Origin of the sequence: Nonomuraea sp. NPDC059194 (assembly GCF_042754765.1) — a bacterium.
Classification (GTDB): Bacteria; Actinomycetota; Actinomycetes; order Streptosporangiales; family Streptosporangiaceae; genus Nonomuraea.
The window spans coordinates 485,684-501,666 of record NZ_JBHZBH010000002.1 but is presented as its reverse complement, the minus strand read 5'-3'; the positions used below and the strand labels follow the sequence as shown (position 1 = coordinate 501,666).

The following is a 15,983-nucleotide window of genomic DNA, read 5'->3' as shown; positions in this document are numbered from 1 at the left end:
TTTTCATGACGTGGTTCACCCATGATCGGTTCGGAATGTTCGTCCACTGGGGGCTGTACGCGCTGGCGGCACGGCACGAGTGGGTCAAGACGCGCGAGCGGATGACGGACGAGGAGTACCAGGTCTACTTCGACCACTTCGATCCTGACCGCTACGACCCGGCCGGCTGGGCACGTACGGCCAAGGCGGCCGGCATGCGCTACGTGGTGCTGACGACCAAGCACCACGACGGGTTCTGCCTGTGGGACAGCGACCTGACCGACTACACGGTGGCCGGCACGCCGTACGGCAAGGACCTGATCGGGCCGTTCGTGGAGGCGTGCAGGGCCGAGGGGCTCAAGGTCGGCTTCTACCATTCCCTGATCGACTGGCACCACCCGTCCTTCCCGGTGGACGGCACCCATCCCCGGCGCGACGAGGTGAACTTCAAGGGCGGCGGCGACATCGCCGACTACCGGCGCTACCTGCACGGGCAGGTCCGCGAGCTGCTCACCCGCTACGGGACGATCGACTACCTGTTCTTCGACTTCTCCTACGAAGGCAGGAAGGAGTGGTGGGGCGGCAAGGGCGCCGACGACTGGGGGGCGGCCGAGCTGCTGGCGATGGTCCGCGACCTGCAGCCCGGCATCCTGGTCAACGACAGGACCGGCCTGCCCGGCGACTTCGTCACGCCCGAGCAGTACCAGCCCACCGGCGCGCTGGCCGAGGTGTGGGAGGCCTGCCAGACGCTCAACGGCAGCTGGGGCTACGACCGCGACAACCTCGACTACAAGAGCGCGGAACTGCTCATCCGCATGCTGGTCGACGGCGTGGCCAAGGGCGGCAACCTGCTGCTCAACGTCGGCCCCAACGGCAGGGGCGAGATCGATCGGCGGGCCAGGGACATCCTGGCCGAGATCGGGGCGTGGATGGACCTTCACGAGCGCTCGATCCGCGGGTGCGGTCCTTCGGCGTTCGAGCCGCCCCCCGACTGCCGCTTCACCCAGAACGGGGACCGGCTGTACCTGCACCTGTTCAGCTGGCCGCCGCGCCACGTCCACCTGCCGGGACTGGCCGGGCGTGTGCGCTACGCCCAGCTGCTCGACGACGCCTCGGAGATCAGGCGGGTGGTGACCGACCCGGACCAGGCGGCGCAGAACACCAGGATGGGCGGCCAGCCGCCGGGCACCCTGACCCTCGAACTGCCCGTCCAGCGCCCCCGCACTGCCGTGCCGGTCATCGAGCTGTTCCTGGACACGTGATGATCCGGTACGGCTGCGCGCGGCCGTACCGGATCACCAGCGGGTCACTCGCGCCAGCTCGGGCCGGTGTCGGCGGCCGTCGCGCTCCGCGGGGCCTGCGGCCGGGCGCTCCTGGCGAGCGGGACGACGACGATGCCGTCGCTCGTGTTGGGCGGGTTGACGCTGAGCGTGCCGCCGATCACGACATTGCGCTTGAAGATGTTGGGCTCGAAGGTGAACTTCTCCAGCGGCGGCGCGGTGTCCTGCGCGCTGGTCTGCACCGAGACGCCGCCGGCCGGGCGGTAGGCGATGTTGCCGGTGAAGGTGTTGCGCTCGGGCAGCAGCACCATCTGGTAGCCGGGCCAGTGGTTCTTGTAGAACCAGCCGAGGTGCATGTCGCTCTTGGCGTTGTCGACGAACACGTTGCCGCTGAACTCGCTGTCGGTCACCTGGCCGTAGTGGAAGAGATAGCCGTACGGCGCGAGCGGGTTCGGCTGCGGCACGAAGCCCGGCGTCAGGTAGTCGAGCTGGTTGTTCTCGTCGAACAGGTGCTCGCCGCTGGTGACCTTGAGCCCGTAGCCGGACACCCCTGCCACGTAGTTGCCGCGCACGGTGTGGCTGTTCCCGCTGACCCTGATGCCCTCGCTGGCCGGGTAGCGCTCGCCCAGGATGACGTTGTTCTCGACCGTGTTGTAGTTGCCGTAGCGCAGCACGAGGCCGCCGCTCGACTGCTTGATCGTGTTGAAGCGGACGGTGTTGTGGTTGGACTTCAGCGAGATGATCTCGTCGTCGCCGTCGACGTGCTCGAAGAGGTTGTGCTCGATGGTGAAGTACGCGCCCTCCTCCGTGCCGAGGTCGCCCCACTGTCCGTAGCCCCAGATCCGCAGCGCTTCCATGCCGTTGCGGCCGATGTTGGGCACGTTGGCGAACCGGGTGTGATCGACCTTGTTGTATTTCGCCGCCAGGCCCCGGTCGTTGCCGACCACCGGCTCCTGGTGGTTCTTGCCCTCCAGCAGGCTGTGGTCGAACCGGTTGGCGCCACCGCGGAAGTAGACCCAGTAGTAGGGGGTCTGCGGCTCGGCCGGGTTGAAGTCGACGACGGCCGTGTCGGTGACCCGGCCCCGGTCGCTGTTGAACGTGATGACCGACCCCTTGCCGGCGGGGACGGTGCCGTTGGTGAAGGTCAGCCCGCTGACCACCAGGTCGGGACTGTTCAGCGAGAGCCCCGACCGGCCGGTGAGCACGACCTTGCCGGGCGTCTGGGCCCGCACCGTCACCGGCCTGCCGGGCGCGGTGGCGGCGCTGATGTCGAGGAAGGCGTTCTCCCAGGTGCCGTCGGCCAGCACGATCGTGTCGCCGGGCTGGGCCGCCGCCAGGGCCTGCGTCAGCTCGGCCGGATTCGACACCAGGACCTCTTGCGCGGGCTCGGCCACGGCGCCGCCGTGGCCGAGCCCTAAGGCGAGGGCGCCGGCCAGGACGGCTGCGGCGAGCAAGCGGGAAGTGTTGGACATGAAACCTCCTGCCAATCACGGAAGTCGCGCGCAGGAGTGTCCGTGAAAGATGACAGCTGCGCGGATGAACGCTCCTATTCATCGGAGCATTGCGAGAACCGTAACGCCCTGGGAAGCGTTTTCCAAGGGGTTGGCAGGTGTTCACATATGTGGACAGGTCTTGATTCAGTCCTCGTCGTAGTAGATGGCGAACGGGTCGTCGAAGTCGAGGTGGCCCGCCACGTCGAGCGTGGTCTTGTAATACCTGGTCGGCTTGAGGCCAGGGACGCCGTAGAGGATCTCGTCCTCGCCCGAGGCGTGCATGAGCTGGTAGACGGCCCGGTCCACGGTCTGCACGTCGAATTCGGAGTCGTCCTCGATGTCGTCCGGCCACACCCTCAGGTAGGCGGCCCGGCCGGCGGCCATGAGCGCCTCCCGGTCGGTGATCACGAAGTCGTGGCGCATGAGCACGGCGATCCGCTCGGCGGGCTCTGTCTCCTCAGACTCCGCTTCCTCCTCGTCCTCCTCCACGGGGTCGTCGAAGAAAGGGAAGGTCCCCGTGAGGTCGAACTGGGCGTCGCGGAAGCGATGAGCCGCCTCCGAGAGCGGGCCGTTCAGCGCGAAGATCTTCGGGGCTTCCCGCTGCCGTCCCTCCATCCCGCACAGGGTCTCGGCGTGCCGCACCACCATCGCCGCGAGCGCCTCGGCAGCCTGCCGTAACCGGTCCCTGGCCTCGTCCGAGAACTGCTCGACCTCTTCGTCTCCCACGGACGCCTCCTTCCGATCTGGCCTTACCGAGGGATGGCCCAGCGTTCAGGCGTAGGCCGGGGCTTTCGTGCCGGGGAAGTCGAAGGCGAACAGGTCCCGCTTGTACCTCGCGAAAAGCCGGCCGGGCGTGCGCAGCACGCTCCAGAAGAAAGTGTCGTCGGTCGTCGGATGGGGGAAATGCCAGCTCAGTCGCCCGCTTTCGACATCTCGGCCATGGAGGCCGTCCGGCGTCGCGAAGAAGACGAGAGTTTCCGCACCGCCGATGAACGACGGCGCGTCGTCCGGGACATCCCCGGTCCAGAGGTCCTCCCCGGTGCGGAGGTCGCTCCCCTTGAGCGTTTTGTTGACGTACAGGAGCGTCCGGCCGGACTGTGCCCAGGCCCGTGAGGTGGCGGACTTGGCGGGCCAGCGGCGGCGGCCGGTGGCCACGTCGAAGGCGGCGATTTTGTACGGCGTGGTGCAGGAGCAGACGAGCGTGTTCCCCACGAGGTTCAGCTCGTAGGACGGTTCGCGCGCCGACGATCTGTACTGGGGCATGCGGCTGGGAATGCTCCAGATCTCACGACCGGTGAGCGGGTCCAGGGCCGCCAGGTTCAGATCGGGGTCGAGGACGTAGAACCGTTTGCCGTCCGAGCAGTGGGCGTGCAACGTGCCCCGCCTGGACCAGCGCGGCCTGCCGCTACCGACGGCGAAGGCGGCATAGGAGGGCGGATCGTAGACGTGCGTGACCGCCATCACGACGCCCCGGTTGGCGGCTCCCTCCAGCAAGAGGGTGTCCTCGGGGGTGAAGGACCAGCGCTGTTTCCCGGTCGCGGCGTCGAGGCCGTGCAGGCGATCGCTCTCATCCCGCACCACGAGCGTGGAACCGTAGGGGGCGGTCAGCTCAGGCTCGCCGCTGCTCAGTTCGGAGATCCACAGCTCCTCGCCCGTGCGTGGATCGAAGGCGTTGATCGAGTTGTTGCGGCCGAGCATGTAGATCCGCTCGCCCGCGAGCTTGGGAAAGAACCCCGCAGAGTTGGATTCGCCCTTCCATCCGGGCTTCCCGTCCTTCAGCGCGAAAGTGTCGATCCCCGCCTTGTCGAGGCACAGGAGCATGCCGTCCAGGGTCGCGAGGTCGGCGCGGTCACCGGACAGTTGGCGGGTCCAGATGGGCTGCACACCTGTGGTGGGGCTCGGCGAGCTGGTGGCCGTGACACCCCTGGAGGGCCGGCCTCCTCCGGATGCGGCGAGGACGGCGGCCGTCCCACCTGCGACAGCCACGATGGCGGCGCCACCGAGGATCAGCTGTCGCCGGTTCGGCGGCGGCGGTAGAGCCGTCGTCGGCTCAGGCGGCAACGTGATCGTCTCCGGCGACACGACCGTCTCCGGCGACACGGCCGTCTCCAGCGGTCCGGGGGTCCCGAGCGGTCCAGGGGCCCAGGGTGTCCCGAGCGGTCCGGGCATGCCGGGCGGTCCGGGGGTGCCGGGCGGTCCAGGGGTCCCGGGGGTCCAGGGCGGTCCGGGCGGTCCGGGCGGTCCGGGGGTGCCCGGCGACGCGGCTGCCTCCAGCGACACCGCCGGGCCAGGGGTGGCGAAGAACTCAGGCAAGCGGGCCACCTCGGGCCGGCGCCGCGGATCCTTGTCCAGGCAGGCGGCCACCAGTCCGACGAGCCCCGGCGGGACCCCGTCGAGCTGGGGCGGCTCGTAGGCGGCGCGGAACATCACCGCCTGGAAGGGGCCGGTTCCGAACGCGGGCCTGCTGGTCGACGCGAAGGCCACCACCGCGCCGAGCGCGAACACGTCACTCGCCGGGGAGAGCTCGTGCCCGGCGAGCTGCTCGGGAGACATGTACCCGGCCGACCCGATGACGCCGCCGGTAGCGGTGAGCGAGGTGCCGTCGGCGGCCCGGCTGATCCCGAAGTCGATCACCCGCGGGCCGTCGTCGGCGAGCAGGATGTTCGACGGCTTGAGATCCCGGTGGATGATCCCGGCACGATGGATCGCGGCCAGCGCCTCGGCGAGCCGGGCGCCGAGCACCCGGACCTGCGCCTCGGCCATCGGGCCGCCGGTCTCGATCGCGCTCTGGAGCGAGGGGCCCGGCACGTACACGGTGGCCAGCCATGGCACCGGCCCGTCGGGATCGGCGTCCACGACGGGTGTGGTGAAGGCGCCGCTGACCGCCATGGCGGCCTCGGCCTCCGCCTTGAACCGGCGTCGGAAGGTCGGGTCGCCGGCGAGCTCGGGCCGTACCACCTTGACCGCCACGGACCTGCCGCTGGCGGAGGTGGCGAGGTAGACCCGGCCCATTCCCCCTTCCCCCAACAGCCGGACCACCTTGAACGGTCCGATGGCCGCTGCTTCGTCGCTCCCGGGGAAGGTCATTCGCCGGATATTACCGATCTCGCATGAAGATCAGTCAGGCGAGCCGCCCCGTCATGTCGGTCGACCCATCTGAGCAGGCGTTCCTTCCTCAGGGGAGGGCAGGCGACAGGTCGAGCGCGACCGTTGACGCAACCACTCGGTTGCTATAGTGTGGCAACCGTTCGGTTGCTACAAGCTAGAGGAGGCTGTCATGGGCTTTCCTGATCGCATCGAGCGGACCGTGGAGGTCGCTCACCCGCCGGGCAAGGTGTGGGCGGCGCTCACCACGGCCGAGGGTCTGGGCTCCTGGTTCGGCAACGAGGCCACGATCGACCTGCGTCCAGGTGGGTCGGCGCAGCTGAGGTGGACCGGCGGGTTCACGGTCGACATGCGGGTGGAGCGGGTGGAGGAGCCGACGGTGTTCGGGTTCACCTGGAACATCCACGGCCTGCCCGAGGACGATCCGCGCCGCACCTATGTCGAGTTCACGCTCGAACCGGTCGGTGCTGGCACGCGCCTGCGGGTGGTCGAAACCGGCTTCGCGCAACTGCCGGAGGACGCCTACCGCAAGGCGTACGACGCCAACACCGAGGGCTGGGCGAGCGAGCTGGGCGAACTGGTCGAATACCTTGATGCCGCCTGACACTGAGGCGATCGCTGAGCAGGTCTTCATCGCCCTGGCCGACCCGAGCAGGCGCGCGATTCTGGCCGCGCTTGCTGCGGGAGGTCCGGCCACGGCCACGGACCTGGCCCATCGCCTGCCGATCACTCGGCAGGCGATCGCCAAGCACCTGGCCCTGCTGACCGAGGCCGGACTGGTGACGGCCGAACCAGGGGAACGGCGTCGCGTGCGCTACCGGCTGCGCTCGGCGCCGATGCAGGTGGCGCAGCAGTTCCTGGCCGCGCTTGCCCGCGACTGGGACGGCCCGCTCGAAGCGTTGAAGGACCACCTCGACCGGTCCGAGAGCGGGCCCGCCGGGAATCAACACAGGTGAAGGACAACCCAACGGTCGCGGCCGCGCCCACGGCTTTCCGCTGAAGAAGCGGCAGCGACCTGAACTGGAAGGTGGACAGCACGATGAAAAGCCCATCGATCGTCACGCCCCAGGAGTGGGAGGCAGCGCGTCAGCAGCTCCCGGTGAAGGAGAAGGCGATGACCCGCGCCCGCGACGCGCTGGCCGCCGAGCGTCGCCGGATGCCATGGCTGGCGGTGGAGAAGGCATACGCGTTCGACGGACCTGAGGGTACGGTGAGCCTGCTCGACCTGTTCGAGGGCCGCCGCCAGCTGGTCGTCTACCGCGCCTTCTTCGAGCCCGGCGTGTACGGCTGGCCCGACCACGCCTGCCGCGGCTGTTCCCTGGTAGCCGATCAGGTCGCGCACGTCGCCCATCTGAACGCCCGCGACACCACCCTCGTCTTCGCCTCGCGCGCGCCGCAGCCGGACATCGAGCGGGTGAAGGCGCGGATGGGCTGGACGATGCCCTGGTACACCATGACCGACGAGTTCGACGCCGACTTCGGCGTGGACGAATGGCACGGCACGAACGCGTTCATCCGCGACGGCGACAGCGTGTTCCGCACCTACTTCGTCAACAACCGTGGCGACGAGGCGATGGGGAGCACCTGGAGCTACCTCGACCTGACCGCGCTCGGACGGCAGGAGGCGTGGGAGGACTCACCCGAGGGCTATCCGCAGACCCCGCCGTACGAGTGGTGGAACTGGCACGACGAGTACGGCGACGCCGAGCCGGCGCAGGAGTGGCTGGACAAGATCGCCGGAGCCTCCGCTGCCGACGAGCCGACCTCCTCGAAGGGGGACGACTCGCCCGGGTCGACTGGGTGCTGCCGTCCTGAATGAGCGGGCGCCGGTTGGTCGCGCCCGGCTGGTAAGGCCCGGCACGCACGACCTGATCAGGGGGACCCGTGGTGTACCAGATCTCGTGGTTCGCCGCCCAGCGCGTCCACGCACAGCTGTGCGAACCACCGGACTCCCGGCAGCAGGAGCAGCCAGCCCGCCAGCGCCCAGCCGAGGTGGATGTGGGTCAGCACGTGTGCGATCGCCGCCACGCCCTGGGCGTTCGGGCCGCCGGGCCGTTCGTAGGTGATCCGCCGCAGTCCGGCCGGATGTCCCTCGGCAGGGACCACGGCGAGCCCCACCGGCCGGTGCCGTTCGATCCACGCGCCCACCTGGCCGCACCGGGCGCAGTCCGAGGCGACGTAGACCGTCGCGGGCGGCATGGCCGGGCGGAGCCTGGGCACCCAGGGGCGTACCAGGGCGCGGTAGTCGTGCCACGCCTGGCCGTACCGCCGGTCGAGCTGGTCGCCTTCGTGCCAGGCGGCCAGGCCCGCGCCGTACGCGAACGAGATCGCCGCCGCGCCGAGCAGGCGCACGTCGAGCACGGCGAGCAGGAGGTAGCCGCCGGTCATCGCCACCTGCATGGGGTTGCGGACGTAGGCGTAGGGGCCGCCGCTCACCAGGCGGCGCGGCGGGTCGTACGGCAGCGGCGTGCCCCCGCCGGACACCGCGAACTCGCGCACCGCGGCCAGCCCCAGCACTCCTGGTACGGCGAGCGCCTGCGCCATGAGCGCCAGCGCCCACCCCGGCTGCCGCCACGCATCGAGGACGGTGACCGGCAGCAGCACCCCGAGCCCGGCCGCCAGCAGCACCTGGAAGCCGGCCCGCACCCTCAGGTGGCTGCCCTGGACCGTCCATCGCGCGATGAGCAGCCCCGGCACCAGCGCGAGGGCGATCGCCACCGCCTCGCCCGTGAGCCACTGCGGTCCGAGCACCACCACCGGTTCGGCCTGCGGCATGAGCGCGAGATCGAGCCAGGCCAGCGCCGCCGCGGTGAGCGGTACCGGCGCGAGCGGGAAGGCCAGCGCGGGCAGCGCTCCCCACAGCAGCGCCCAGCCGAGCAGCAGGTCCACGGGAATCCCCGCGACCACCCCGCCCTCGGCGTGGAAGCTCCACCAGCCGGCCAGGTTGACCGCCGCCAGCACCAGGAGGTTCCACCCGGTGGCCAGCAGCGCGGCGGCGATCCGCCGCTCGTCGAGTCGTTGGTGGAGGCGGCGCTGCAGGACGACGGCGAAGACGACGCAGAGCAGCGGTGCCATCAGACCCACGGCCCGGATGAGCGCGGGGCTCACGAGCCGCCACCGGCATGCGGCCCGACGGCGTTCGCGGTCGCGGAGGGGGCGGCGGGCGTGGCGAAGGCGGCGGCGAGGGAACTGGCGGAGGGAGCGGCAGGCGGGGTGGCGGGCGTGGCGAAGGTGATGGCGAGGTAGTCGGCGGCCTGGGTGAGCGCGTAGCGCTGGAGCGGGCCGAAGTACCAGGACGGGTCGAAGGTCCTGCGGTAGCTCAGCGACACCGTCAGCCGCCCGGCCGACCAGGCGAACTCGGCTTCGCGCAGCTCCAGCCAGCGAGCCAGCGTGGTGTCCCTGACCACGGTGAACACCACCCTGCCCGGCGCCCGCTGCTTGACCCGCAGCGTCATCGCGCGCGGCTCGGCCTGCGCGCCGAGGCCCAGCGACCTGCGCGGACTGAAGGTGATCTCCCGGGTGGCCCCCGGCTCGAGCCCTTCGCCCGTGGCCAGGAGCGGCGTGGGGAAGCCGAGCCGCAGCAGCGCCGACTCGTACGGCCGGAAGGCAGGCAGTGTCGAGGCAAGCGACCGTTCTATGTCCCCGGCGAAGGCCCGCGTCGCGCTCACCCGCTCCAGGCGGGGCAGCGACGTGGCCTCGCCCGCGCCCTCGACGGCCACGAGCAGCAGTAACGGCACCGCCAGCGCGTTCAGCCCCTTGGCCCGCCTGCCGACGTGGTCGACGAACAGGCCGATCAGCGCGCCGACGAGGTAGAACAGCGGCGCGGCGAACACCAGGCAGACGATGCCTTCGCCGAGCAGCGGCCCGGCCAGCGCCAGGGCGACGGTGAGCACCGCCATGATCATCCCCGTCGCCGATCTGGGCCGCGCCGCGAGCACGACGGTGATGGCGATGACGGCCGGGACGCCCACGTAGAACACCGCCGTCTGCTCCAGGTGGCCGGCGCGCAGCACTTTGTAGGCCAGCAGGCCGGTGAACAGCGCGACGAGCACACCGGCCAGGACCCTCTTGGCGTGCTTCTCCTGCACGGCCACCCCTTGATCGATCGGTTTAATCACTCGGTTAAACCGTATGATGAAGGATCATGACGCAGGAGACAAGGGATCGCCTCATCGAGGCCGCCGGGCGGACGCTGCGCGAGGAGGGGTACGCGGGTGCCAGCGCCCGCGTGATCGCCAAGGCGGCGGGCGTCAACTCGGCGCTGGTCTTCTACCACTTCGGCGGCGTCGACCAGCTGCTGCTGGCCGCCTTCGACCGCGCGGCCGACGCGCGCATGGCCGCCTACCAGGAGAAGGTGGCGCAGGTCCGCACGCTGGAGGAGCTGGTGGCGGCGGCCACCGAGATCTACCGCGCCGACCTGGAGGGCGGGCACATCACGATGGTGTCGGAGCTGGTCGGCGCGAGCGTCGCGAAGCCGGAGCTGCGCGCGGAGATCGTCAAGCGCACCGACCCGTGGATCGACTTCATCGAGGTCACGCTGGAGCGGGTGATCGGCGGCTCCCCGCTGGCCAAGCTCCTGCCGCCGCGCGAGCTCGCCTATGCCTCGATGACGTTCTACCTGGGAGTCAACCTCTTCACCCACCTCGACGCCGACCGCACCCGCACCGAGGCGCTCTTCGAGCTGGCGGGCCGGGTGGCGCCGCGCGCCAAGCTGCTCACGGTACGGCTACCGCGCCGCCGCGGCTGACCGGGCCCACCCGATTGTCGCATTTCTTCCCTGGTGAGAAGATTGAGAAGCGATGTCGACGGATATAGCTGTCATTCTCAATGATCAGCCGGGTGAGCTGGCCCGACTCGGGGAGGTCACCGGCGAGTCCGGCGTGAACATCCTGGGCCTGGCGGCCTTCACGGGCGAGGGCAAGGGTATCGTCCACCTGCTCGTCGAGGACGAGGCCGCCGACAGATGCCAGGAGGCGCTGGAAGCCGCGGGAATGGGAGTCGCGGACGCCCGCCCGGTGCTGGTGGTGGACATCGCCGACCGGCCGGGCACGCTCGGCGAGCTGGCGAGGCAGTTGGCCGACGCGAGCGTCAACATCGACCTCGCCTACACCACCTTCGGCGGCGTGAAGATCGTGATCGCCACCGACGATCTCGACAACGCGCGCGCGGCCCTCGAATGGACCGCCGACCAGCCCGTGACCGCGCCGGACACCCCCGACATCTGGGATCAGCCCGCGTGACGACCCGCCGTACTCACACTCACGGCGTGCCCGCGATGGCGCACGCGCGGCACGGGGGACGGCCGCAGATGCACTGCATGATCGCGTTGAGCACGTTGTTGTCGTGGTAGAGGCACTGATCGTTGCAGGTGTGGCGCGGAACGAAACCCGCCTGGATCTCGTCGGGCCACGGCTCCTCGCCCTCGCGGCAGCGGACGAACTGCTCAGGATCTGTCGAGTGCAGTCCGTGCATGCGCTCCCTGGCCTGCGTCTCCAGCGTCCGCGTCTTCTCGACCATGGCCTTGAGCTGGGCGGCGAGGTCGGTGTACTCGTCGTCACCGGTTCGCACGTGCGCCGCCCGCAGGGCCATCACCGCATTGCCCAGGAATCGGCTGGCGTCCTGGAGGTCTGTCGTGTGGTGCAGTTGGATGCCCGTCACGCTTCGGACCCACACGGCGTCGTTGTTCATAGATCAACCCTTCGAATTGGCAGGCGCGCACACCGGCTCGGGTGTGACCCCCAGTTCGGAGATATGTCGGGGTTTGCGACTTAATGTGAGGATAACCGGATTTTTGCTGATTTTTCTACCTGGGTTGGTGGCGGGGTGGGGTACGACCGGCCACCGCGCGATCGCGCGGTGGCCGGTCCTCTCTCAAGTGCCGTGGCGGTCAGCTCGTCACGGCGCACTGCCCGCGCTCCTTCCTGACCGGCCCCTCCGGGTTCGGCCGGACGTCGAAGTCGAAGATCGCGGTGGGCAGGTAGAGCGAGCAGCAGGCGTTGGGAATGTCGACGATCCCGCTGACGCGTCCCTCGATGGGAGCCGAGCCGAGCAGCAGGTAGGCCTGTTCGCCGGTGTAGCCCCACCTCTTGAGGTACTCGACGGCGTTGAGGCAGGCCCTGCGGTAGGCCACCGTCGCGTCGAGGTAGTAGTTGGTGCCGGTGTCGTGGTCGACCGAGACCCCGATGAACGAGAGGAACTCGGAGTAGCGGGGCTCGACGTTGCCTGGCATGAAGACCGGGTTGGTCATGATGCCGTACTTCTCCATGCCGCCCTTGATGAGGTCGACGTGGAAGTCGATGTAGCCGCCCATCTCGATCGCGCCGCAGAAGGTGATCTCGCCGTCACCCTGGCTGAAGTGCAGGTCACCTCCGGAGAGCTTCGCGTCCTTCACGTGGACCGGGTAGAAGACCCTGGCTCCGCGGGTGAAGTTCTTGATGTCGTGGTTGCCGCCGTTCTCCCGGGCGGGAACGGTGCGGGCGCCCTCGCTGGCGATCCGCTGCGCCGCCTCGCCGCTTGCCGTACCGCCGAGGGCGTTGTCGGCCAGTGGCGGCAGGCCGAGCGGCGGTACCCGCTGCGGGTCGGTGTCGATGAGAGCCTGCTCCCGGCGGTTCCAGGCCGCGAGCAGGTCGGCCGACGGTGCGGTGCCGAACAGGCCGGGGTGGGTGATGCCGGTGTAGCGCACGCCTGGCAGGTGGCGGGAGGTGGCGACCTGGCCGTGGAAGTCCCAGATCGCCTTGTAGGCGTCGGGGAAGTAATCGGTCAGGAACCCGCCGCCGTTCGCCTTGGCGAACACGCCGGTGTAGCCCCATCCCTGTCCCGGTGCGTCCCCGACCTGCTGCGGTACCGGCCCGAGGTCAAGGATGTCGACGACCAGGAGGTCGCCGGGCTCGGCGCCATCGATCCCGATGGGTCCGCTCAGCATGTGTGTGACGCTCAGGTCGACGTCGCGCACATCGTTCGCGGAGTCGTTGTTGCCGATCTGGGCGTCGGTCCATTCCCTGCATTCGACCCGGAACTCGTCCCCTGGGCGTACCATGTCGGCCACCGGAATATCTGGGTGCCATCGGTTGTGCCCGGGTATCTTCTGGTCGCGCATTGATTTCGACTGGTCGATGGTGAATACGACGTTGGGCATGATGAAATGCCTTTCTTGGTTGTGCTGCTATCGGGAATCAGCGCGTACACACCACCTCCTTTCCGCTCCGCGGTTCTCGCGTCAGGTCCAGCGGGGGCGGCGCGTCCGGTCGCGGGCGCCCACCGCCTCGTCGCCCGGGGCCGGCGCCGCCGCGGTGGGCTCCCGCCCCCGGGTCAGCGGCCACAGCCCGATGAAGACCACCAGGCCGAACACGGCGAGAACGACGGCGATGAGACCCGTGTTCTGCCAGTAGCCGGTGAGGATCATGAAGGCGGGAATCGCGCCCGTGACCCATCCCTGGATCGCTGTGACCCAGCCCGTGTACCTGGTGATCTGCTCGTGTTTCAAGCCCAGGAGCACGAAGAAGAGGAACCACAGGAACGCCCAGTAGAGCCAGATGACGCCGAACGCCGGATCGCCCAGAAGCTGGAAGTTCGCGTAGGAGTATCCGAGCGCCATGACGGCCACGAACAGGGAGAAATAGCCGACTCCCGTGGAGTCGAAACCGCCCAGCAGGCCGATTCCGACATACAGATAGGTGAAACCGAACAGATAGATCCCCGACGCGCCGAGGATCGTGTTCGGGTCCCCGCCGCTCATGATGATCAACACGGTGGGTGTGATCACCTGCAGGGCCCCGACGAAGAGGTTGAGGATGGCTGCCGCGCGAGGTTCAACCTTCTTCAGGAGCATCATCCCGTTGATGAAGAGCACGGCGCCGACGTAGATGAGTCCGACGGCTCCCATGAGCCACGCACCTCCTGATGTTGTCGCTGCTTCTGTTGGTCAAGGTCGGGGCAGGCGTGGCAGCGCCGGATGCTGCGGCTGCGGGCGTCGCCTGGGCGGCGGCATGCTGGTGACGACCTCGGGTGCATCCCGGCTCTGCTCCTCGAGGGTGCGCGCGGCGGCCACCGCCGAGGGCACCCGGCTGAGGTACGGCGAGGAGAAGATCCGAGGGGCCGGACGGTGACACGCCACGCAGTCGCGAACCGCGGTGGCGGTCCCTATCGGCAGATGCACCTCGAACAGCCCGCAGTCGGGGCAGCGGTACTCGTACGTGGCCATAGGCGTCCCCCGCCAGAGATCGGACTCGCTCCTCCGGACCTTCGCACCGCAGACCTGTCGCCGGTCCACGGCGATCTAGGCATACTTCAGGTAACCTCTGCCGCAAACCTCATGTCAACGTGGCGAAATGGCGCCGATGTCACCGAAAAATAGCGGCGCCGAGTGGAAAAGCGGGGCATGATAACAGGGCTCTACCCGCGAAGGCAGTAAACGTGGCCGATTCTTTAACGGGGGGCGGGCGCGATTTTCTGAAGTTTTTCGGACGTTTGACGGATGGGGCCTTTCCGCGCAGGGTCGGAGGTGCCCTGCGGGGATGTCAATCCGCGCGTCGCGGTCGTACGGTGGAAGATGTCTGCATACGGCTCGGGCCGTGGCAACGTGCGATCGGGTAGAAGCCATGTCCGACGATCCCGTCACGCCTGCTGAGGATGAGCTCCTGACGCTCCGGATGCGCCGCGCGCATCTTCATCGTGCCTGTGGGGCGCTCGAACTGGCGCTGGCCGCGCCGCCGGCGGGAGGAGCCCACGACTGGGCTCGTGAGCTGGCGCCGGTCGTGGCGCGGTTGCGAGAGGCGTTCGCCGCTCACGTGTCGATCGTCGAGGGTCCTGAGGGTCTGTTCGAGGAGATCCGGGTGGAGGCGCCACGGCTGGATGGCCTGCTGCGGCGGCTGCATCGGGAGCACGGCGAGATCACCGCCGAGCTCGCCGCCGCCGAGCAGGAGCTGTCGGCGTCCGACGAGGCCGCCATGGAGCGCGTGAGAGCGCGGCTGACCGCGACGCTGTCGGCGTTGAGCCGGCACCGGCGGCGCGGGGCCGACCTGCTCTACCAGGCGTACGAGATCGACATCGGCGGTGAGTGACCGCCACTCGGGCGGGGTCGGGTCGTCAGTATGAGCCGCTGTCGGCGCGGTTGGCCGGCGGTTGCCGTCCGGGGCGGGTGGAGGGCCGGGGCGCGGCGGCCTGGCCTCGTTCGAGGCGGACCGCCATCTCGATGAGCCGTGCGCAGATCTGTTCGATGTTCCGGTGCGCCTGGTTCCGCTCGGCGATGATCGCCGCGAGCAGCAGCGCGGTCAACGCCGCCGACCCGTTGAAGACCTGCAGGGAGACCATGTTGAGGAGCAGGTCGTGGCGGGCGAACGGGCCGCTGCCGTGCGCGGCGGAGACGATCGCGACGGTCGTGACGATCAGCGCGCACACCGCGGCGCCGGGCAGCCGGAAACGCAGGGCCGCCCAGATCAGGAAGGGGAAGACGAGGTAGAGCAGATTGACCGGGCTCATCGTCGCCACCAGCGTCACCACGAGCGTGCTCACCAGCAATGCCGCCGCCTCGACGTACCTGGCCGGATGAACGCCCTGCGGCAGGCCGATCGGGCGGGCGGCCACCAGCAGGAGCGGCGTGATCACCAGCACGCCCATCGCGTCGCCCGTCCACCACACGGACCACGTCCCCCAGAACTCACCCGGCTCCAGCACGCCGGACAGGAACAGCACACCGCTGCCCAGCGTGGCGCTGACCAGCATGCCGGTCAGGGCGCCGAGGAACACCAGAGCGAGCGCGTCCCGCAGCCGGTTCATCGTACGGCGGAAGCCGACGCTGGTGAGCAGGAGGTAGGAGCACAGGGGCGCGAGCGTGTTGCTCACGGAGATCGCCGCGACGGCGAGAATCGTCGGCCCGATCGTCACGTTGACGAGGAAGGCCCCCAGGGTGATCCCCGGCCAGATGCGCACACCCATGAGGAGCAGGCAGGCCAGGGCGATGCCCGTCGGGGGCCACAATGGTGTGACCTGCCCACGGACCAGCTCCTGCTGAAGCCCCAGCTTCGCGGCCGCGAAGTAGGCGCCTGCCACGGCAAGAACACGCAGGCCCGACATAGCCCAGCCGCGAAGCCCCCCGTTGTGCTCCATGATGCCTCCATCACGCGGATTC

The 15,983-nt window shown here is 69.3% G+C and carries 17 protein-coding genes; 7 read left to right on the top strand and 10 right to left on the bottom strand.

Annotated elements, in window-relative coordinates:
- The first annotated feature begins 5 nt into the window (after positions 1-5).
- Entirely contained in the window at positions 6-1,241 is a 1,236-nt protein-coding gene (locus tag ACFXJ8_RS05100) for an alpha-L-fucosidase (RefSeq protein ID WP_379642501.1), read from the top strand.
- Between the two features lie 44 nt (positions 1,242-1,285).
- On the opposite strand, the gene ACFXJ8_RS05095 is transcribed toward ACFXJ8_RS05100, so the two are convergent.
- The 3 genes from ACFXJ8_RS05095 to ACFXJ8_RS05085 form a co-directional block, all read right to left on the bottom strand.
- The gene (locus ACFXJ8_RS05095; protein ID WP_379642500.1) at positions 1,286-2,731 is read right to left on the bottom strand and encodes a polysaccharide lyase 6 family protein; all 1,446 of its coding nucleotides are present in this window, start codon (positions 2,729-2,731) and stop codon (positions 1,286-1,288) included.
- Between the two features lie 165 nt (positions 2,732-2,896).
- A complete protein-coding gene (locus ACFXJ8_RS05090) occupies positions 2,897-3,478 on the bottom strand; it encodes a hypothetical protein (RefSeq protein ID WP_379642499.1) in 582 nt (193 codons plus the stop codon).
- Positions 3,479-3,523: 45 nt separating this feature from the next.
- Entirely contained in the window at positions 3,524-5,839 is a 2,316-nt protein-coding gene (locus tag ACFXJ8_RS05085) for a PQQ-binding-like beta-propeller repeat protein (protein ID WP_379642498.1), read from the bottom strand.
- A 190-nt stretch (positions 5,840-6,029) separates the two neighbouring features.
- Here ACFXJ8_RS05085 and ACFXJ8_RS05080 point away from each other — a divergent pair, with 190 nt between their 5' ends.
- From ACFXJ8_RS05080 to ACFXJ8_RS05070, 3 genes are all read left to right on the top strand, one after another.
- Complete coding sequence (locus ACFXJ8_RS05080; RefSeq protein WP_379642497.1) at positions 6,030-6,461, top strand: SRPBCC domain-containing protein; 432 nt, start codon at positions 6,030-6,032, stop codon at positions 6,459-6,461.
- Positions 6,451-6,813: a metalloregulator ArsR/SmtB family transcription factor gene (locus tag ACFXJ8_RS05075; RefSeq protein WP_379642496.1), complete on the top strand. Its 363-nt coding sequence runs from the start codon at positions 6,451-6,453 to the stop codon at positions 6,811-6,813. The genes ACFXJ8_RS05080 and ACFXJ8_RS05075 overlap by 11 nt, the downstream gene beginning before the upstream one ends.
- 83 nt (positions 6,814-6,896) lie before the next feature.
- A complete protein-coding gene (locus tag ACFXJ8_RS05070) occupies positions 6,897-7,676 on the top strand; it encodes a DUF899 domain-containing protein (RefSeq protein ID WP_379642495.1) in 780 nt (259 codons plus the stop codon).
- Between the two features lie 53 nt (positions 7,677-7,729).
- Here ACFXJ8_RS05070 and ACFXJ8_RS05065 read toward each other — a convergent pair whose 3' ends face one another.
- Both ACFXJ8_RS05065 and ACFXJ8_RS05060 read right to left on the bottom strand, forming a co-directional pair.
- Positions 7,730-8,932, bottom strand: coding sequence for a methyltransferase family protein (locus ACFXJ8_RS05065; protein WP_379642494.1), 1,203 nt, complete (start codon positions 8,930-8,932; stop codon positions 7,730-7,732).
- A 29-nt stretch (positions 8,933-8,961) separates the two neighbouring features.
- Positions 8,962-9,975 carry a hypothetical protein gene (locus tag ACFXJ8_RS05060; protein ID WP_379642493.1) on the bottom strand — a complete coding sequence of 338 codons (1,014 nt, stop codon included), beginning with the start codon at positions 9,973-9,975 and terminating at the stop codon, positions 8,962-8,964.
- Positions 9,976-10,001: 26 nt separating this feature from the next.
- Between ACFXJ8_RS05060 and ACFXJ8_RS05055 the strand changes: the two genes are divergently transcribed.
- Positions 10,002-10,604 (top strand): TetR/AcrR family transcriptional regulator, encoded by a 603-nt coding sequence (locus ACFXJ8_RS05055; protein WP_379642492.1) that lies wholly within the window; start codon positions 10,002-10,004, stop codon positions 10,602-10,604.
- A gap of 52 nt (positions 10,605-10,656) precedes the next feature.
- Positions 10,657-11,097 carry a hypothetical protein gene (locus tag ACFXJ8_RS05050; protein ID WP_379642491.1) on the top strand — a complete coding sequence of 147 codons (441 nt, stop codon included), beginning with the start codon at positions 10,657-10,659 and terminating at the stop codon, positions 11,095-11,097.
- A 19-nt stretch (positions 11,098-11,116) separates the two neighbouring features.
- Here the strand turns inward: ACFXJ8_RS05050 and ACFXJ8_RS05045 are convergent, their stop codons facing one another.
- The 4 genes from ACFXJ8_RS05045 to ACFXJ8_RS05030 form a co-directional block, all read right to left on the bottom strand.
- Positions 11,117-11,545, bottom strand: coding sequence for a hypothetical protein (locus ACFXJ8_RS05045; RefSeq protein WP_379642490.1), 429 nt, complete (start codon positions 11,543-11,545; stop codon positions 11,117-11,119).
- Positions 11,546-11,744: 199 nt separating this feature from the next.
- On the bottom strand, positions 11,745-12,992 hold the full coding sequence (gene fmdA / locus ACFXJ8_RS05040; protein WP_379642489.1) for a formamidase: 1,248 nt from the start codon (positions 12,990-12,992) through the stop codon (positions 11,745-11,747).
- A gap of 81 nt (positions 12,993-13,073) precedes the next feature.
- On the bottom strand, positions 13,074-13,739 hold the full coding sequence (locus tag ACFXJ8_RS05035) for an AmiS/UreI family transporter (RefSeq protein ID WP_379642488.1): 666 nt from the start codon (positions 13,737-13,739) through the stop codon (positions 13,074-13,076).
- 39 nt (positions 13,740-13,778) lie between these two features.
- Positions 13,779-14,057: an FmdB family zinc ribbon protein gene (locus ACFXJ8_RS05030; RefSeq protein WP_379642487.1), complete on the bottom strand. Its 279-nt coding sequence runs from the start codon at positions 14,055-14,057 to the stop codon at positions 13,779-13,781.
- A 397-nt stretch (positions 14,058-14,454) separates the two neighbouring features.
- On the opposite strand from ACFXJ8_RS05030, the gene ACFXJ8_RS05025 reads away from it, so the two are divergent.
- Positions 14,455-14,916: a hemerythrin domain-containing protein gene (locus ACFXJ8_RS05025; RefSeq protein WP_379642486.1), complete on the top strand. Its 462-nt coding sequence runs from the start codon at positions 14,455-14,457 to the stop codon at positions 14,914-14,916.
- Positions 14,917-14,941: 25 nt separating this feature from the next.
- On the opposite strand, the gene ACFXJ8_RS05020 is transcribed toward ACFXJ8_RS05025, so the two are convergent.
- Positions 14,942-15,961, bottom strand: coding sequence for an MASE1 domain-containing protein (locus tag ACFXJ8_RS05020; protein WP_379642485.1), 1,020 nt, complete (start codon positions 15,959-15,961; stop codon positions 14,942-14,944).
- Positions 15,962-15,983: the final 22 nt, after the last annotated feature.

What these genes read in the sequence shown, in the direction of transcription:
- ACFXJ8_RS05065 (WP_379642494.1), bottom strand. Translation starts at nt 8,932, where the DNA reads ATGGCACCGCTGCTCTGCGTCGTCTTCGCCGTCGTCCTGCAGCGCCGC.
- ACFXJ8_RS05100 (WP_379642501.1), top strand. Translation starts at nt 6, where the DNA reads ATGACGTGGTTCACCCATGATCGGTTCGGAATGTTCGTCCACTGGGGG.
- ACFXJ8_RS05055 (WP_379642492.1), top strand. Translation starts at nt 10,002, where the DNA reads ATGACGCAGGAGACAAGGGATCGCCTCATCGAGGCCGCCGGGCGGACG.
- ACFXJ8_RS05095 (WP_379642500.1), bottom strand. Translation starts at nt 2,731, where the DNA reads ATGTCCAACACTTCCCGCTTGCTCGCCGCAGCCGTCCTGGCCGGCGCC.
- ACFXJ8_RS05020 (WP_379642485.1), bottom strand. Translation starts at nt 15,961, where the DNA reads ATGGAGCACAACGGGGGGCTTCGCGGCTGGGCTATGTCGGGCCTGCGT.
- ACFXJ8_RS05050 (WP_379642491.1), top strand. Translation starts at nt 10,657, where the DNA reads ATGTCGACGGATATAGCTGTCATTCTCAATGATCAGCCGGGTGAGCTG.
- ACFXJ8_RS05085 (WP_379642498.1), bottom strand. Translation starts at nt 5,839, where the DNA reads ATGACCTTCCCCGGGAGCGACGAAGCAGCGGCCATCGGACCGTTCAAG.
- ACFXJ8_RS05025 (WP_379642486.1), top strand. Translation starts at nt 14,455, where the DNA reads ATGTCCGACGATCCCGTCACGCCTGCTGAGGATGAGCTCCTGACGCTC.
- ACFXJ8_RS05070 (WP_379642495.1), top strand. Translation starts at nt 6,897, where the DNA reads ATGAAAAGCCCATCGATCGTCACGCCCCAGGAGTGGGAGGCAGCGCGT.
- fmdA (WP_379642489.1), bottom strand. Translation starts at nt 12,992, where the DNA reads ATGCCCAACGTCGTATTCACCATCGACCAGTCGAAATCAATGCGCGAC.
- ACFXJ8_RS05045 (WP_379642490.1), bottom strand. Translation starts at nt 11,545, where the DNA reads ATGAACAACGACGCCGTGTGGGTCCGAAGCGTGACGGGCATCCAACTG.
- ACFXJ8_RS05080 (WP_379642497.1), top strand. Translation starts at nt 6,030, where the DNA reads ATGGGCTTTCCTGATCGCATCGAGCGGACCGTGGAGGTCGCTCACCCG.
- ACFXJ8_RS05035 (WP_379642488.1), bottom strand. Translation starts at nt 13,739, where the DNA reads ATGGGAGCCGTCGGACTCATCTACGTCGGCGCCGTGCTCTTCATCAAC.
- ACFXJ8_RS05075 (WP_379642496.1), top strand. Translation starts at nt 6,451, where the DNA reads ATGCCGCCTGACACTGAGGCGATCGCTGAGCAGGTCTTCATCGCCCTG.
- ACFXJ8_RS05030 (WP_379642487.1), bottom strand. Translation starts at nt 14,057, where the DNA reads ATGGCCACGTACGAGTACCGCTGCCCCGACTGCGGGCTGTTCGAGGTG.